The sequence below is a fragment of the Kibdelosporangium phytohabitans genome (assembly GCF_001302585.1).
Lineage (GTDB): Bacteria > Actinomycetota > Actinomycetes > Mycobacteriales > Pseudonocardiaceae > Kibdelosporangium > Kibdelosporangium phytohabitans.
Genome location: NZ_CP012752.1, coordinates 7098173 through 7112971, shown reverse-complemented (window position 1 = coordinate 7112971; position 14799 = coordinate 7098173). Strand labels below are relative to the sequence as shown.

At 68.2% G+C, this 14799-nt stretch carries 13 protein-coding genes and 2 pseudogenes; 8 read left to right on the top strand and 7 right to left on the bottom strand.

The annotated features are described in order from the left end of the window. The first annotated feature begins 9 nt into the window (after nucleotides 1-9). Nucleotides 10-522 carry a hypothetical protein gene (locus AOZ06_RS31995; protein WP_157233369.1) on the top strand — a complete coding sequence of 171 codons (513 nt, stop codon included), beginning with the start codon at nucleotides 10-12 and terminating at the stop codon, nucleotides 520-522. Then, nucleotides 519-2123 carry a multicopper oxidase family protein gene (locus tag AOZ06_RS31990; RefSeq protein ID WP_054292795.1) on the top strand — a complete coding sequence of 535 codons (1605 nt, stop codon included), beginning with the start codon at nucleotides 519-521 and terminating at the stop codon, nucleotides 2121-2123. Before AOZ06_RS31995 ends, AOZ06_RS31990 begins: the two co-directional genes overlap by 4 nt. 86 nt (nucleotides 2124-2209) lie before the next feature. Here AOZ06_RS31990 and AOZ06_RS31985 read toward each other — a convergent pair whose 3' ends face one another. The 4 genes from AOZ06_RS31985 to AOZ06_RS31970 are packed head-to-tail and all read right to left on the bottom strand — an operon-like array spanning nucleotide 2210 to nucleotide 6032. Continuing rightward, nucleotides 2210-2950, bottom strand: a complete 741-nt coding sequence (locus AOZ06_RS31985; protein WP_054292794.1) for a CHAP domain-containing protein — start codon at nucleotides 2948-2950, stop codon at nucleotides 2210-2212. A gap of 58 nt (nucleotides 2951-3008) precedes the next feature. Next, nucleotides 3009-3731: an alpha/beta fold hydrolase gene (locus AOZ06_RS31980; protein ID WP_054292793.1), complete on the bottom strand. Its 723-nt coding sequence runs from the start codon at nucleotides 3729-3731 to the stop codon at nucleotides 3009-3011. 4 nt (nucleotides 3732-3735) lie between these two features. After that, nucleotides 3736-4737 carry a hemolysin family protein gene (locus tag AOZ06_RS31975; RefSeq protein ID WP_054292792.1) on the bottom strand — a complete coding sequence of 334 codons (1002 nt, stop codon included), beginning with the start codon at nucleotides 4735-4737 and terminating at the stop codon, nucleotides 3736-3738. Beyond that, nucleotides 4734-6032, bottom strand: a complete 1299-nt coding sequence (locus AOZ06_RS31970; protein WP_054292791.1) for a hemolysin family protein — start codon at nucleotides 6030-6032, stop codon at nucleotides 4734-4736. The genes AOZ06_RS31975 and AOZ06_RS31970 overlap by 4 nt, the downstream gene beginning before the upstream one ends. 188 nt (nucleotides 6033-6220) lie before the next feature. Between AOZ06_RS31970 and AOZ06_RS31965 the strand changes: the two genes are divergently transcribed. Then, a complete protein-coding gene (locus AOZ06_RS31965; RefSeq protein WP_054292790.1) occupies nucleotides 6221-7180 on the top strand; it encodes a cation diffusion facilitator family transporter in 960 nt (319 codons plus the stop codon). A 33-nt stretch (nucleotides 7181-7213) separates the two neighbouring features. On the opposite strand, the gene AOZ06_RS56970 is transcribed toward AOZ06_RS31965, so the two are convergent. Together AOZ06_RS56970 and AOZ06_RS31955 are read right to left on the bottom strand one after the other, a co-directional pair. After that, nucleotides 7214-7855: a hypothetical protein gene (locus tag AOZ06_RS56970; RefSeq protein ID WP_157233368.1), complete on the bottom strand. Its 642-nt coding sequence runs from the start codon at nucleotides 7853-7855 to the stop codon at nucleotides 7214-7216. A gap of 73 nt (nucleotides 7856-7928) precedes the next feature. Further along, a complete protein-coding gene (locus AOZ06_RS31955) occupies nucleotides 7929-8513 on the bottom strand; it encodes a TetR/AcrR family transcriptional regulator (protein WP_054292788.1) in 585 nt (194 codons plus the stop codon). A gap of 79 nt (nucleotides 8514-8592) precedes the next feature. Here AOZ06_RS31955 and AOZ06_RS31950 point away from each other — a divergent pair, with 79 nt between their 5' ends. After that, nucleotides 8593-9162 carry a dihydrofolate reductase family protein gene (locus AOZ06_RS31950; protein ID WP_054292787.1) on the top strand — a complete coding sequence of 190 codons (570 nt, stop codon included), beginning with the start codon at nucleotides 8593-8595 and terminating at the stop codon, nucleotides 9160-9162. 3 nt (nucleotides 9163-9165) lie between these two features. On the opposite strand, the gene AOZ06_RS31945 is transcribed toward AOZ06_RS31950, so the two are convergent. Next, a complete protein-coding gene (locus AOZ06_RS31945; RefSeq protein WP_054292786.1) occupies nucleotides 9166-10116 on the bottom strand; it encodes a helix-turn-helix transcriptional regulator in 951 nt (316 codons plus the stop codon). Between the two features lie 62 nt (nucleotides 10117-10178). Between AOZ06_RS31945 and AOZ06_RS31940 the strand changes: the two genes are divergently transcribed. The 4 genes and pseudogenes from AOZ06_RS31940 to AOZ06_RS31925 all read left to right on the top strand — a co-directional run bounded on the left by AOZ06_RS31940 (nucleotide 10179) and on the right by AOZ06_RS31925 (nucleotide 14772). Further along, complete coding sequence (locus AOZ06_RS31940) at nucleotides 10179-12410, top strand: ATP-binding cassette domain-containing protein (RefSeq protein ID WP_054292785.1); 2232 nt, start codon at nucleotides 10179-10181, stop codon at nucleotides 12408-12410. 38 nt (nucleotides 12411-12448) lie between these two features. After that, complete coding sequence (locus tag AOZ06_RS31935) at nucleotides 12449-13000, top strand: hypothetical protein (RefSeq protein WP_236951808.1); 552 nt, start codon at nucleotides 12449-12451, stop codon at nucleotides 12998-13000. Nucleotides 13001-13112: 112 nt separating this feature from the next. Beyond that, a pseudogene (locus AOZ06_RS31930) lies at nucleotides 13113-13964 on the top strand (SDR family oxidoreductase). After that, nucleotides 13952-14772, top strand: a pseudogene (locus AOZ06_RS31925) (MmyB family transcriptional regulator). The pseudogenes AOZ06_RS31930 and AOZ06_RS31925 overlap by 13 nt, the downstream one beginning before the upstream one ends. Nucleotides 14773-14799 lie beyond the last annotated feature (27 nt).

The following is a 14799-nucleotide window of genomic DNA, read 5'->3' as shown; positions in this document are numbered from 1 at the left end:
ATGGATGAGATGAGGCAGCGTCCAGGCGCACAGGACGTGCTCCAGGTCGAGGGGGCGCCGTCGGGGACCGGCGCGACCTCGCGGATCACCGCGAAGTCCCAGCGATGGAACAAGCAGATCATACTGTGGCTGCGGGTTTTCCTCGTCGCGTACCTGATCGACATGATGGTCCAGGTGGGGCTGGCCGCACTGTTCATCACCGGTGACGTCGGGCTGCTGAAGTGGCACGACAACAACGCGAACATCATCCTGAGCACACTGCTGTTCTTCGCGTTGATCCCGGCGATCTTGCTGTGGCGGCCCGCCCGCGGCAGCTCCGGGCCGACGTGGTGGATCGTGGTGATGTTCCTGCTGATCGAGACGCAGAAGACGCTGGGGTACCTGCGGTTGATCGGTCTGCACATCATGATCGGCGTCGGCATCTTCGGGTTGACGGTCGGCCTGGTCGTGTGGGCCGTGATGTACAAGCACGACCCCTACAAGCGCGAGGCCAAGAAGGCCGCGAAGAAGGCCGGGAAATGAAGCGCCAGGACAAGCCGCAGCTGGGGCGGCGCCGGTTCCTCGGCCTGGTCGGCGCGTCGGGACTGGTCGCCGTGACAGCGGGCATCGCGGGCTGCGGCAACCGGGCGGGCGGACAGGCGTTGTCGGGACCGGGCAAGGTGCTGGCGAGCAAACTGCCGCTGCCCGCGAAGTTCGAACGCCCGTTGACGGTGCCGCCGGTGATGAAGCCGGTCCGCAAGGACCAGAACGCCGACTACTACGAACTGGTGCAACGCCTCGGCGACATCGAGGTGCTGCCGGGGCGCAAGACCCAGGTGATGGGCTTCGACGGGCGGTTCCCCGGGCCGACGTTCGAGACCCGCCGCAACCGGCGCGCCGTCGTGCGCATCGCCAACGAGCTGCCGGTGCCGACCTCGACGCACCTGCACGGCGGCGTGACCAAGCCGGAGTCGGACGGCTATCCCACGGATCTGGTCGTGCCGAAGGGATATCCGGTGCACGAGCTGCACGGCGGGCACACCGAGCACATGGCCAAGCCCGAGGACTACATCTTCAACCAGGTCAGCAAGGTCTACGACTACGACCTGCCGCAGCGCGCGGCCACGCTGTGGTACCACGACCACCGGATGGACTTCTCCGGCCCGCAGGTCTACTACGGGCTCGCGGGGATGTTCATCGTGCGGGACGACGAGGAGGACGCTCTGCCGTTGCCCAAGGGCGACAAGGAGATCCCGCTGATGATCTGCGACCGTTCCTTCAACGAGGACGGTTCGTTCAACTACCCGGCGCTCGACCGCAGGCTGAAGTCACTGCCCGGCGTCGAGGACGACTACATGGACGGCGTGCTCGGCGACGTGATGCTGGTCAACGGCACGCCGTGGCCGACGCACGACGTGGCGAACACGCGCTACCGCTTGCGGTTGCTCAACGCCTGCAACGCGCGCAGGCTCGAACTGGCGCTGAGCCCGGGGCCCAAGGAAGGCGCGCCGTTCATCCAGATCGGCAGCGACAACGGCCTGCTGGAGAAGCCGCAGGAGATGAAGACCCTGCCGATGTCGCCTGCCGAGCGGTTCGACGTGATCGTGGACTTCTCGAAGTTCGACATCGGCACCGAGGTGATCCTGACCAACCTGGCCGGCGCGGACTCGACCGAGCAGGTCATGCGCTTCCGGGTGACCAGGCAGGAGAGCGACGCCAGCTCGATCCCGGCGAAGCTGTCGAACTTCGAGCGGCTGGACCGGTCGCAGGCGGTGGCCACCCGGTCGTTCGACTTCCGCAGGGGAGCGACCAACCAGGACCACGACTGGACGATCAACGGCCGCGGGTTCCAGGTGTCCACCTACGAGGCCGAGCCCAAAGTGGACACTGTGGAGCTGTGGAAGTTCACGAGCGACTTCCACCACCCGGTGCACGTGCACCTCGGGCACTTCCAGGTGGTGTCCCGCAACGGCGGCGCACCCGAACCGAGGGACGCGGGCTGGAAGGACACGGTCGACGTCCGGCCGTACGGCGTGGTCGAGGTGCTGGTGAAGTTCACCGACTTCAAAGGGCGGTACATGATCCACTGCCACAACCTCGAACACGAGGACATGGCGATGATGGTGAACTTCCGGACCACCTGACCCACCCGGTAAGGGCCGGCAACCCCCAGCGCCGGCCCGGCGGATCGGCGAGTGTCCCCCCACACTTGCCGATCCGCGATAAAAAGTCACGTACCGGCGGCGTAGTGGATGATGGTGCTGATCCGGTCGAGCGGCACCTCGCGGGTGCCGAAACCCCTGTCCACGTTCCAGTTGTACTCCTGCACGGTCACGATCGTGCCGTTCACCGCTGATATGTACGCGACGTGCCCAAGCCCGGACGCGCCACCGGAGTTGGCGTTCCAATGGGCGATGGCACCGACCTTGGGCGTCCGGTCGACGCGGTAGCCCAGCCGTGTCGCGTTGTCGTCCCACTGGTGCGCGTCGCCCCAGTGGCCCTGGATCCCGTTGCGCCAGCCGTAGTTGTGGAAGTAGCCGTTGAGCTGTTCCATTCGCCACGCGACCCAGGACGTGCACTGGCCGGAGAACATCAGCCAGCGGTCGACGACCCCCGTGTTGCCGCGGTACGGGTAATCGTCAGCGCCGGGCCGGGCGCCCGTCGGCCCGCACTCGGGCTCAGTCGTACCGGTGTCGACGTACGCACCGGCCACCCACGAGCCGTTGGTGAGCTTGTTCCAGACCAGCGAGGCGCCGCGTTTGCCGGACGCCGGCTCGGACCGCGTGGTGCACACAATGGTCACGCTCTGGCCGTTGGCCGCGCTGCCTGTGACGCCGTACTGCGTGCCGGGGCCGTAGCGCAGCCGGGCGGGGTCGCCAGTGGTGTCGATCTTGGCGACAGTCGCCGCGTGCGCAGCCGGAACAGCCAGCAGGACAACGCACACGGCGCCGAGGAGAAGCATGGACCGCATACCCGCAGATCATGCGGGATGATCGCGCACTCGGCACGTCGAGACCGGCGGCACTGTCCTAACGGGCCGATGCCCAGAACTCGGTGAGGACCTCCGCGGCCTGCTCCGGGGCCTGGTACGGCCAGAAATGGCTGGCCTCGATCGTCCGGAAACCCGCGCCCAGCGTCCGCGCCACCGCGCGCCCCATGGCCTCGTCGCAGAACGGGTCGTCGGTCGGGTGCAGGACCAGGCCGGGCGCCTCGACGCGGGTCCACGGGCCCCAGTGGGCGTGCGGGTTCGGCGTGGCGGAGCGGTACAGCGAGAGGATGGACGAGCCCATGGTCTCGTCGACGCCCGACGCCATTTCCAGCGCGTCGGCTTCGTCCAGCCTGAAAGTGGCGGTGTACCGGGCGGCTGTGTCCTCGCGCGGGGTTGCCAGCATCCGCGCCACGGCGGCCTCGCCGTCACCGGGCGTCTGCCAGGTCTGCGCCAACGAATGCCACACGTAGTCGGGGTGTACCACGTTGCCGACGTCGGCGACCCACGAACGCAGCGGACGGGTCGCCGCGAGCCGGTACACCAGCCCGGCGCCCCAGTCGTGGCCGACCAGGTCGACGGTGTCGTACTGGTCGAGCTGGCCGGCGACCCACTCGACGTACTCGTCCTTGGTCGAGGTGAACCCGTCCGGCCGGGGGGAGCCGAAGCCGGGCAGGTCCAGCGCCACCGACTCGACGCCGACGGCCGCCTGGACCTTGCGCCAGATCGCCGAGGTCTCCGGTACACCGTGCAGGAATACGATCACACGATCAGGCTACCGGCAGCAACTGGTTGAGCACGTCGTCCAGCGTGACGATGCCCTCGATCACGCCGTCGGACCGGACCACCGCCAAGTGGTTGCGGGTTTCGCGCATCGTGCTGAGCGCCGCGTAGATCGGCGTCGGCGCGTCCAACGTCAGCACCGGCCGCATCAGCTCCCGGGCTGTCGTCGCCGCGGGCCGCAGCAGCGCGTCCCGCACGTGCACGACACCGACCGGCTGTCCCTCGGACTGGACCAGCAGCCGGAGGTGTCCGCTGGATCGTGCCGCTGCCCTGATTTGCGCGCAGGTCACGTCCGGTCCGACGGATGCCGGGTCGGGACGCACGATCTCCCGCAACGGCCGGGAGTTCAGCTCCAACGCGATGGCCAGCTGCTCGTGCCGCGAACCGTCCAGCGCGCCCGCCTTCGCCGAGTGGTCCAGCAGCTGGCGCAGGTCGTCCGGGCCGCGGCCGGCGCTGACCTCGTCGACGGCCTCGACGCCGAACCGGTGCAACAACCAGTTCGCCATGCTGTTGAGCGCCACCAGAAGCGGGCGCGTCAGCCACATGAACACCCGCATCGGCAACGCGAGCACCGTCGCCGACAGCTCGGGATGCGCGATGGCCCACGATTTCGGCGCCATCTCGCCGACCACGAGGTGCACGAACGTGACGACGATCAACGCCAGCACGAACGCGAAGACGTCGGCGGTCACCTCGGGCAGGCCCAAGCTGGTCGTCAACGGCGTCATCATGTTGTGCACGGCCGGTTTGGACACCGCGCCGAGCACAAGCGTGCACAACGTGATCCCAAGCTGCGACCCGGCCAGAACCAGCGACAGCTCACGGGAGCTGCGCAACGCCGCCCGTGCCGACAAACTCGACTCGGCTGCCTCCTCCAAGCGGTACTGCCTGGCGGCCACCAACGCGAACTCCACGGCGACGAAGAACGCGCTCAACGCCACGGCGCCGACCGAGATCACCAACGCCCACCACGTGCTCAGGCCACTCATGACATCACCTTCAGCAACACGGTGTCCGGCACGTGCCTGGCCACGGACTTGACTGTCACGGTCATCCGCTGGTCGTCCGCGAGGTCCACAGTGGCCATGTCGCCCGGTTTCGGCAGGCGCTGCAGGACGGTGATGACCAGCCCCGCGATCGTCTCGTACTCGCCGTCCGGCAGGTCGTGGCCGATCAGGCGGGCCACCTCGTCGATGTGTGCCGTACCGGACAGCAGCCAGCCGTCCTCGGACGCCTGGGCGACGCCGTCGTCTGCCGGGTCGTGTTCGTCGGTGATCTCGCCGACGAGTTCCTCGGCGATGTCCTCCGTCGTGATCACACCGGCCAGGCCGCCGTACTCGTCGACGACGCACGCGAACTGTTCCTCGGCGGCGCGCAGTTGCGCCAGGACAGCCGGCAACGGCAGCGACGCGGGAACCATGACGGTCGGCCGGGCGGCCGAGCGGACGGCGAGGTCCAGCCGGTCGTCCAGGGCGAGCACGTCCCGCAGGCAGATCATCCCGATCACGTCGTCCACATCGGAGCCGAGCACCGGCAGCCGGGAGAACCCGGACGCCATCAGTTCGACCGCGCGGCTGACCGGCTCGTCCGCGCTGACCGTGGTGACCAGCGGCCGGGGGATCATCGCGTGCCCGGCCGTCCGCTCGTGCAGATCGAGTGTGCGTTCCAGCAAAGTGGACAGTTCGGCGGGCAGGTCCCCGCTGTCGCGGGAGGCCGCGACGATGTGCTCGAGGTCCCGCGGGGTCGCCGCGTGCTCGACGTCGTGCACCGGCTTGATCCGCAGCAGCTTGAGCAGCAGGTTCGACGCGTGGTCGAACAGCCGGATGAGCCAGCCGAACACCTTCAGGTACAGGTCCGTGGACAGCGCGAGCCTGCGGGCGACCGGCTCGGGCCGGGCGATGGCGAGGTTCTTCGGCACGAGCTCGCCGAACACCATCTGCACGCCGGTGGAGAACAGCAGCGCGAGGACAGTGCCGGCCGCGATCCCCACGCCCTGGGGAATTCCGACGCCGCCGAGCAGCTCACCGAGGCCCGCGCCGATCATCGGCTCGGCGACGTAGCCGACGAGCAGACCGGTGACGGTGATGCCCAGCTGGGCACCGGAGAGCATGAACGACGTGCGGCGGGTGATGCCCAGCGCGCGGGTGGCCACGGCGTCGCCCACGGCCGCGCGGGCTTTGAGCCTGGAGCGGTCGACGGCCATGTAGCCGAATTCCTGGGCAACGAAATAGCCGGTCAGCGCGGTCAACGCGAGGACGACGACAATGCCGAGCAGGATGGTCATCGCGCACGCTCCGAGCGTGCGCGGCTGGTACTTCGGGAGGGGTCCATGATCCTCTCTCGATGGGGGTACGGGCCTCTCGTCAGGATGAACGTACCTTATGGGCGATTGGTTCCCGCCGCTTGTCGTTGTTGCAGGTAGCTGGCTGTTACGCCGTTGTCGCACCGCGATGACGGCCCTATGTTGACCCCATGGGACGCGGACATGGTCACGGACACGGTCATGGTGTGGACAGTGCGCTGGAGGCGAGCCGCCGGGGCATGCGGGCACTGTGGATCTCGTTCGCGGCCCTGATGGTCACGGCGATCGCGCAGGCGGTGCTGGTGACGGTCACCGGCTCGGTCGCGCTGCTCGGCGACACGCTGCACAACTTCGCCGACGCACTGACCGCTGTGCCACTGGCGGTCGCGTTCCTCCTGGGAAGACGGGCCGCCACACGGCGGTTCACGTACGGCCTCGGTCGTGCGGAAGACCTCGCCGGACTGGTGATCCTCGCGGTGATCGGCACGTCGGCGGGTCTCGCGGGCTGGGAAGCGGCGCAGCGCCTGGTCGAGCCACGCGACATGCGCGACATCGGCTGGGTGGCCGCGGCGGGGCTGGTCGGTTTCGCCGGGAACGAACTCGTCGCCCGCTACCGCATCGCGGTCGGCAGGCAGATCGGGTCAGCGGCACTGGTGGCCGACGGTCTGCACGCCAGGACAGACGGATTCACCAGCCTGGCAGTCCTGCTGTCGGCCGGAGGCGCGGCTGTGGGATGGCGGTGGGCTGACCCCGTGGTGGGCCTGCTCATCACGGTGGCGATCCTCTCGGTGCTGCGGGGCGCGGCGAAGGAGGTGTTCGGCCGTCTGCTGGACGGGGTGGACCCCGCTTTGGTCGACCAGGCGGAGCGTGCGCTTGGTTCGTCGGAGGAAGTCCTTGCGGTACAGCAACTTCGGCTGCGCTGGGTGGGACACGCGCTGCACGCGGAAGCCGAGCTGTCGGTGCGCCCCGAGCTCAGTCTGCGTGACGCGCACCGGATAGCGCACGACGCGGAACATCGCCTGCTGCACGCGTTGCCGCGGCTGACGAGAGCTGTCCTGCACGCCCATCCAGCCGGGCCGCAGGGCGATGCCGCACACGATCTTGTGGCTCACCACGCGGCACGGGCCTAGCGCGGGACGTGACATTTGCCGTTCTGGTAGAGGTCACCGGCGACGACTGGCAGTCCGGCGGGGGACTGATCTCGTACTGACGGGTGGTGGCGCGGGACAGTGACCGCTGGCAGTTGGTGCTCCCGGAAGCCTTGGCTGTCCCGGTCCAGAGGACGATCGCGGCGCCCGAGCAGTCCGGGCAGAGGTCCTCGAGGATGAGGTACGCCGCAGGTCCGGGACGTAGATCCCGGTGCCCGGCTGGTAGCGGTCGGTGCCCGCGGCGAAGGTGGTCGGGTCCTCGAACGTTCCGCTGCCGCCTGCTTGCTTGTGCAGGACGTCGGTGTACGCGATCTCCCGGCTGCCGGGTGGGTTGTTGTTCCTCGCGCCGTAGTACGAGATCCGCCCCGACGCCGTGGCGACGGGTGGTGCGGCGGGCGGGGTGACCGGGTTGGCCGGTGGCGCGGAGCCGGCAGTGGTGGTGGCAGTGGTGGTCGCTGGGGGAGGCGCGGGCGAGCCGGGGAGGATGAAGGCCGGGGTGAATGTGGCGGACCGTCTCGGCTCGTCCGGGCAACCGTTCGAGCTCGGCACTGTCAACGACGCCGCGGGCCGCCGATCCTCGCCCGGCCACAGGATCAGGACGGCCGGCAGCGCGAGGGCGAGCGCGGCGCCGACCCCGACAGCCACCTTGAACCGCATGTGATCCCTTTGTCCGGCAAGCGAGAGCGCAGTAACGGTCGCGAGATCCCCGGCACAACGTGATGAGCGAAGATCATTCACGTTTGCTCGGTGCGGACAGCCGGAGGACGGCTTCGGTGACGAGCTCGTCGCGTTCCTCGTCGGTCATGATGTCGGGCAGCGTGAGCTGCTCCAGGATCAGCCAGCTCAACGTCAGCTGAAGCAACCGCACCGAGACGGCGTCCCCGGGCAGGCCCGAAGCGAGGTGCCGCTCGACGTTCTCGTCCATGTCCGCGCGTACCCGTTTGGTGAGCACCTCGCGCAACTCCGGTCGCCGGGTCGCCTCCAGCCGCAACTCCAGCAGCGCGAGGTAGCCGGTCCGGAATCCGGAGATCCGCGTCATCGCCTCCCGCATCAGGTACACGAAGCCCTCGGTACCCACCGCGGACGACATCTGTTGCGCGACGGTGGCCTCATCCGGCAGCAGGCGCTCGTAAACCCGGGCCCCCGCCTGGGTCAGCAGCGTGTCCCGGCTGGCGAAGTAGTTCGAGGACGTCCCGATCGGCACGTCCGCCTCCTTGTCGACCGCGCGCAGGGTCAGGCCCCGTGATCCTTCCCTGGCCAGGACCTCGATGGCCGCGTCCAGCAACGCGGTGCGCCGCTCCGGGTTCTGCCGCATGCTCGAACCTCCGTTGACACCACTTCAGATGAAGTACTATGGTCTAACCACTTCAGTCAGAGTACTTCAAGGAGCCAGGTTGCGAAAGCTTGTCTACTACGTCGGCATCTCACTGGACGGCTACATCGCCGGACCGAACGGGGAGATCGACTTCTACCCGGTCAGCGAGGAGTTCATGGGCTGGATGGGCCGGAACTACCCGGAGACGCTGCCCACCCACGTGCGCAGGCACGTCGGCTTCGACGACGCGCCCAACCAGGCGTTCGACACCCTGGTCATGGGCCTCGGCACGTACCGGCCCGCGCTGGACGCCGGTATCGCCAGCCCGTACGGGCACGTCAAGCAGTACATCGTGTCGACGTCGCTGGAGAAGATCGATGACCCGGCGGTGACGCTCGTGCGTGACCCGTTGCCGCTGGTGCGTGAGCTCAAGCAGCAGGACGGCCTGGACGTCTGGCTGGCCGGCGGCGGCAAGCTCGCAGGTGCGTTGCTACCCGAGATCGACCGGTTGGTGTTCAAGAGCTACCCCGTGATGGCCGGTTCCGGCGTCTCCGCCGTGAGCGGCGAGTTCCAGCCGACGCAGTTCACGGTCACCGAGCGCCTGTCGTTCGACAACGGCGCCACCGTCACGTGGTTCGACCGTTTGTAGCGGTCACTGCTCCACGAGGCGTGTGCCGAACCGGCGGCACATCTCGCGGAACTCGGCGGGTTCGTCGATGGTGAAGCCGGCGTCGAGGAACGCCAGGCTTTGCAGCAGCCACTGCCATGTGTCGAGGACCAGGACGACCCGCGTCCTGTTCTCGGCGATGGCGGTGAACTCGCCATCCCGGTACTTGAAGGCGTCCGCCACCACGGTCACGGACGCGTCGACGGTCACGACCACCCGCTGCTTGTCCTTGGCGAGGCCTTGGCGGAGGTAGTCGATACCGCTGCCGGCAGGCAACGGACGCGGGTCGAAACCCTGCCCCAGCCGCTGGAGCCCGGTGATGCGGTCGGTGCGGAAGACACGCCAGTCGGCCTTGCCGAGATCCCACGCCAGCAGGTACCAGCGCAGGTGCAGGTGGATCTGCCGATGCGGCTCCACCCGGCGGCTGCTGGCGGTCGCGGTCGCGCCCGCGTAGTCGAACGTCACCACGTGCCGGTGGTGGATCGCCTCGGCGAGCGTGCTCATCGCCTCGGCGCTGGTGCCCGGCGCGGGCATCGGGGTCGTCTCCAGGCTGGCCCGCAACGCCACAGCCCGCGGTCGCAGGCGTTTGGGCAGGAACTGGTCGACCTTGCCGTACGCACGAGTCGCCGCGTCATCCACGCTGCCCTCGCTGGCGTCCCCGGTGGACGCGAGCGTGGCCAGGCCGAGCAGGGTCGCGATGGCCTCGTCGTCGTCCAGCAGCAGCGGGGGCATGGCGCGCCCGGCGGCCAGCCGGTAGTAGCCGCCTGGCCCCGGCTGGGTTTCCACGGGATACCCGTATCCGCGCAGCCGATCGACGTCACGCCGCAGCGTGCGCGGTGTGACGTCGAGGCGCGTCGCCAGTTCGTCGCCGCTGAAGGCCTTGCCTGTCTGCAACGCCGCCAGCAACGCGAGCACTCGTCGCATCACGTCGGCCATGCGTCCATTGTGCCGGTAATCGCGGACAGATTCTGGCCACATCTTGTCGTACGGTCGAGTGCATGGCTGAGCGTGAGATCCGGATCCGAGGTGCCCGCACCCACAACCTGAAGTCCGTCGACGTCGACGTGCCGCGAGGCCGAGTCGTGGTGTTCGTCGGCTTGTCGGGGTCGGGCAAGTCGTCGCTGGTGTTCGACACCATCGCCGCCGAGGCCGGGTTCCAGCTCAACGAGACCTTCCCGCCGTTCACCCGCAACCGGCTGCCGAAGTGGTCGCGCCCCGACGTCGGCGAGATCGGCGGGCTGTCCCCGGTCGTGGTGATCGACCAGCGCCGGATCGGCGGCAACGCCCGTTCGACGGTCGGCACGATCACCGACGCCTGGACCTACCTGCGGCTGCTGTTCTCCCGCGTGAGCACGCCACACGTCGGCGAGTCGAACCACTTCTCGTTCAACGACCCGGCGGGCATGTGCGAGACGTGCTCGGGGCTCGGCGAGGTCGTGGCCAGTGCCGTCGAGAGGTTCGTCGACCTCGGCAAGTCGTTGAAGGACGGTGCCATCCTGCTGCCCGGCGCGGGCAGCGGCGGCTACTGGTACGCCCAGTACGCCGACATCGGCACGTTCGACGCCGACACGCCCTTGCGTGACTGGACCCAGGCCGAGCGGGACGCGCTGCTGTACGGCGGTGAGTACGCGGCGCGCCTCGGCAAACGGGCCCCGAAGGACTACGAGGGCATCGTCGAACGGTTCGAACGGATCTACCTGCACACGTCCGACAACCTGTCCGACCGCAAGAAGGAGGTCATCGCGCGGTTCACCCGTTCCGAGGTGTGCCCGGACTGTCACGGCGACCGGCTCACCAAGGCCAGCCGGACCGCCACGGTGCTCGACCGCACCATCGGCGAGATGTCCAGGATGGAGATCAGCGAACTGGCCGGCCTGGTCACGGACGTGACCGACGCCCAGGTGGCGCCGGTGGTGGCCGCGTTGAAGGACCGGCTGGACGCCATGGTCACGATCGGGCTCGGCTACCTGCACCTCGGCCGCGCCACCACGACCTTGTCCGGCGGCGAGTCGCAGCGGATCAAAACCGTCAAGCACCTGGGCAGCAGCCTGATCGAGATGCTGTACGTGTTCGACGAGCCCACCGTCGGCCTGCACCCGCACGACGTCTCGTCGATGACGGCCCTGCTCAACCAACTGCGGGACAAGGGAAACAGCGTTCTGGTCGTGGAGCACGACCCCGCGGTGATGGCCATCGCCGACCAGATCGTCGAGATCGGGCCCCGCGCGGGCGAGCAGGGCGGCGAACTCGTGTTCCAGGGCACGTTCGCCGAGCTGCGCAAGGCGGACACGCCGACAGCGGTCGCGCTGGCGCAAGATCGGTCCATCAAGGACAGTCCGCGGCCGTCGCGCGGGACCATCACGGTGGCCAACGCCAACCGCAACAACCTCAAGGACGTCACCGCGGACATCCCGGCAGGCGTGATGACCGTGCTCACCGGCGTCGCGGGCTCGGGGAAGTCGAGTCTCGCGGCCGAGCTCGTCACCCAGCACAACGCTGTCGTGATCGACCAGAAACCGGTCAGCACCAACCGCCGTTCGACACCGATCACGTACACCGGCATCGCAACGCCCATCCGGAAGCTGTTCGCGCGCCGCAACAACGTTTCGGCCAGCCTGTTCAGCGCCAACTCCGACGGCGCGTGCCCCGACTGCGACGGGCTCGGCGTCATCTACACCGACCTGGCGTTCATGGACGGCCAGGAAACGGTCTGCCAGACGTGCCATGGACGGCGGTTCAAGCCCGAAGTGCTGGAACACAAGGTGGACGGCCTGTCCATCGCCGACGTCGACGACCTCACCATCGCCGGGGCGATCGACCGGCTGCCGGACGCGGCGATCAGCAAGGCGTTGCGGCACCTCGACGAGGTCGGCCTCGGCTACCTGCGGCTCGGCCAGCCGCTGAGCACGCTGTCCGGCGGCGAATGCCAACGCGTGAAGATCGCCAAAGAGCTGCGTGAGGCCGTCGACCCGACGTTGTACGTGCTCGACGAACCGACGACCGGGCTGCACCTGAGCGACATCGACACATTGCTGCGGGTGCTGGACAACCTCGTCGAACGAGACCACACCGTGGTCGTCATCGAGCACAACCTCGACGTGATCAGGCAAGCCGACTGGCTGATCGACCTCGGGCCGGGGCCGGGCAAACACGGCGGGGAAATCCTGTACCAGGGCCCGGCCGGGGACATCACCGGCACCGCGACCGCCGCTGCTCTGCACGGGAAGTGACTGTCCCGCATCCGGTTGCGCGTGGCAGGCTTGCCTTCGTGAACCCGATCGTGGCTCAGATCCTGACCATCGCAGGTGTCCTGCTCGGCTCCGCGGCGACGTTCGTCGTGACGACGCTGACCGAGCGCACTCGTTGGCGCCGCGCACAAGTGGCCCGGTGGGACGACAAACGCTTGCAGGCGTACACCGAATACGCCAACGCGGTGAAGCAGATGGTCCGGTTGTGCCGCCGCATCGCCGAGACGAAGAACCTGCTGCACACCGGGAGGCCGATCGACATCGACACCGGGTTCGACGAGCTCGCCGACGCCGAAACCGAACGCGCCCTCAAGTGGGAGACAGTTCTGCTGCTCGGCGCCTCGGAGACAGTCGTGGCCGCGCGGACGTGGCACGAGCAGGTCTGGCGACTAGAGCACATCCTGCAAGAGGACAACCCGGACGAGTCGGAGTTCGTCGAGGCGTACAAGAAGGCCATGCGCCTGCGTAACGAGTTCTACGCACACGCTCGCGCCGACCTGAACGTCACAGGCGGCGAGCTGTCCGAACTCACCTGGAGCTCGCTGCTGCCCCCGGCCAAGTCCCAGGGTTAGTACTCCGGCGGCGCGGATCGACCCGGCGAAGCGGTGTGCCGGCACTTCGTCCACGTGGAGTTCCTCGTGCTTGAGTTCGCGATTCGCCACGGAAGTGATGGAACGAAGACCAATGGCGGACAACCAGTTCACCGCTCAGACGGATCTTTTCGATCTGAGTGGGAAGTAAGCCCTTGTCACTGGCGGCACCAGGGGTGTTGGGATGATGATAGCGCGCGGCCTGCTGCAGGTGGGCGCTCACGTCATCATCAGTTCACGCAAAGCCGACATGTGCGCGGAGGCACAGCGTCTGCTGTCCGAATTCGGCGACGTTCGGGCAATCCCCGCCGACCCGTCCAGGTACGACGAGTGCCAGCGCCTCGCTGATCTCGTCAAGGCCGACTCGGAACGCCTGGACGTCCTCGTCAACAACGCCGCAGCGATGTGGCGCGAGCCGCTGGAGACGTTCCCGGTCGAGGCATGGGACGCGGTGATCGACCTCGACCTCAAGTCGCCGTTCTGGCTGGTGCAGGCGCTGCTCCCGGCACTGCGCGCGGCGGGCACCGCCGATGATCCCGCGCGGGTCACCAACATCGGCAGTATCGCCGCCATCCACGTCGCCGAGTCGCCCAACTACTCGTACGCCGGCAGCAAAGCGGCACTCCACCAACTCACCAGAGTGCTTGCCAGGGAGCTGGGCCCACAGCACGTCACGGTGAACGCGGTAGCCCCAGGACCGTTCCCGTCGCAGATGATGGCATCCACGCTGGATGCCATCGGCGACACGATCGCGGCGAAGGCCCCGCTGCGCCGGCTCGGTCGCGACGACGACATGGCAGGTGTCGCCGTGTTCCTCGCCAGCCGGGCCGGCTCCTACCTCACAGGCACCATCATCCCGATCGACGGCGGCATCGCCACGACCGCGTCAGGTACCTGGGCGACCCGGGCCTTTCCTGTCACGACGCTGGGCGCATGCCGCGTGTGACGGGGTGGGGGTACCAGCAGAACCTCCCTTCGCCCGCCGACAGGGCCTACGGTGAAGGGGTGGCCACGATCGACCTGCGCACTGAGATCAAGGAGTTCCTGAGCTCGCGTCGCGCGCGGATCACACCCGAGCGGGCCGGACTGCCCGCCTACGGCGGCAACCGCCGGGTCAAAGGTCTGCGTCGCGAAGAGGCGGTTCTGCTGGCAGGGGTATCGGTCGACTACTACGTGCGGATGGAGCGCGGCAGCCTCACCGGCACCTCCGACGGGGTGCTCGACACCATCACCGACGCGCCGGCTTGGATCTGCAACGGCCGTTATGACGTGCTGGCCGTGAATCACCTTGCCCGCGCGCTGTATTCACGGTGCTGGCCGACACGCGACACCCGCCGAACACCGCGCGGTTCTTGTATCTGGATCCCGCGGCGGCAACGTTCTTCGTCGACTACGACCGAATCGCCGGTGAGGTGGCCGCGAAACCACGCATGGAAGCCGGTCGCAATCCGCACGACGAGGAGCTGATCGCCCTGGTCGGTGAATTGTCGACCCGCAGTGAACTGTTTCGGCAGCGGTGGGCATCTCAGGACGTTCGGCTCCACCGGTCCGGGCGCAAGCGCGTGCGCCACCCGGTCATGGGCCGGCTCGACCTGGACGTCGAGTCGATGGATCTGCCTGCCGACCCCGGCCTGCTGCTGAACGTCCACACCGCGCCCGCTGGCACGGCGACCGCGGACGGTCTGGCCCTCTTGGCGTCCGAGGCCGCCAGTCGATCACGAAATCCGGCTGGAGCACTAGTTCCCGGGCACTAGCGAAGTCGCTACCCGAGCCGTATGTGC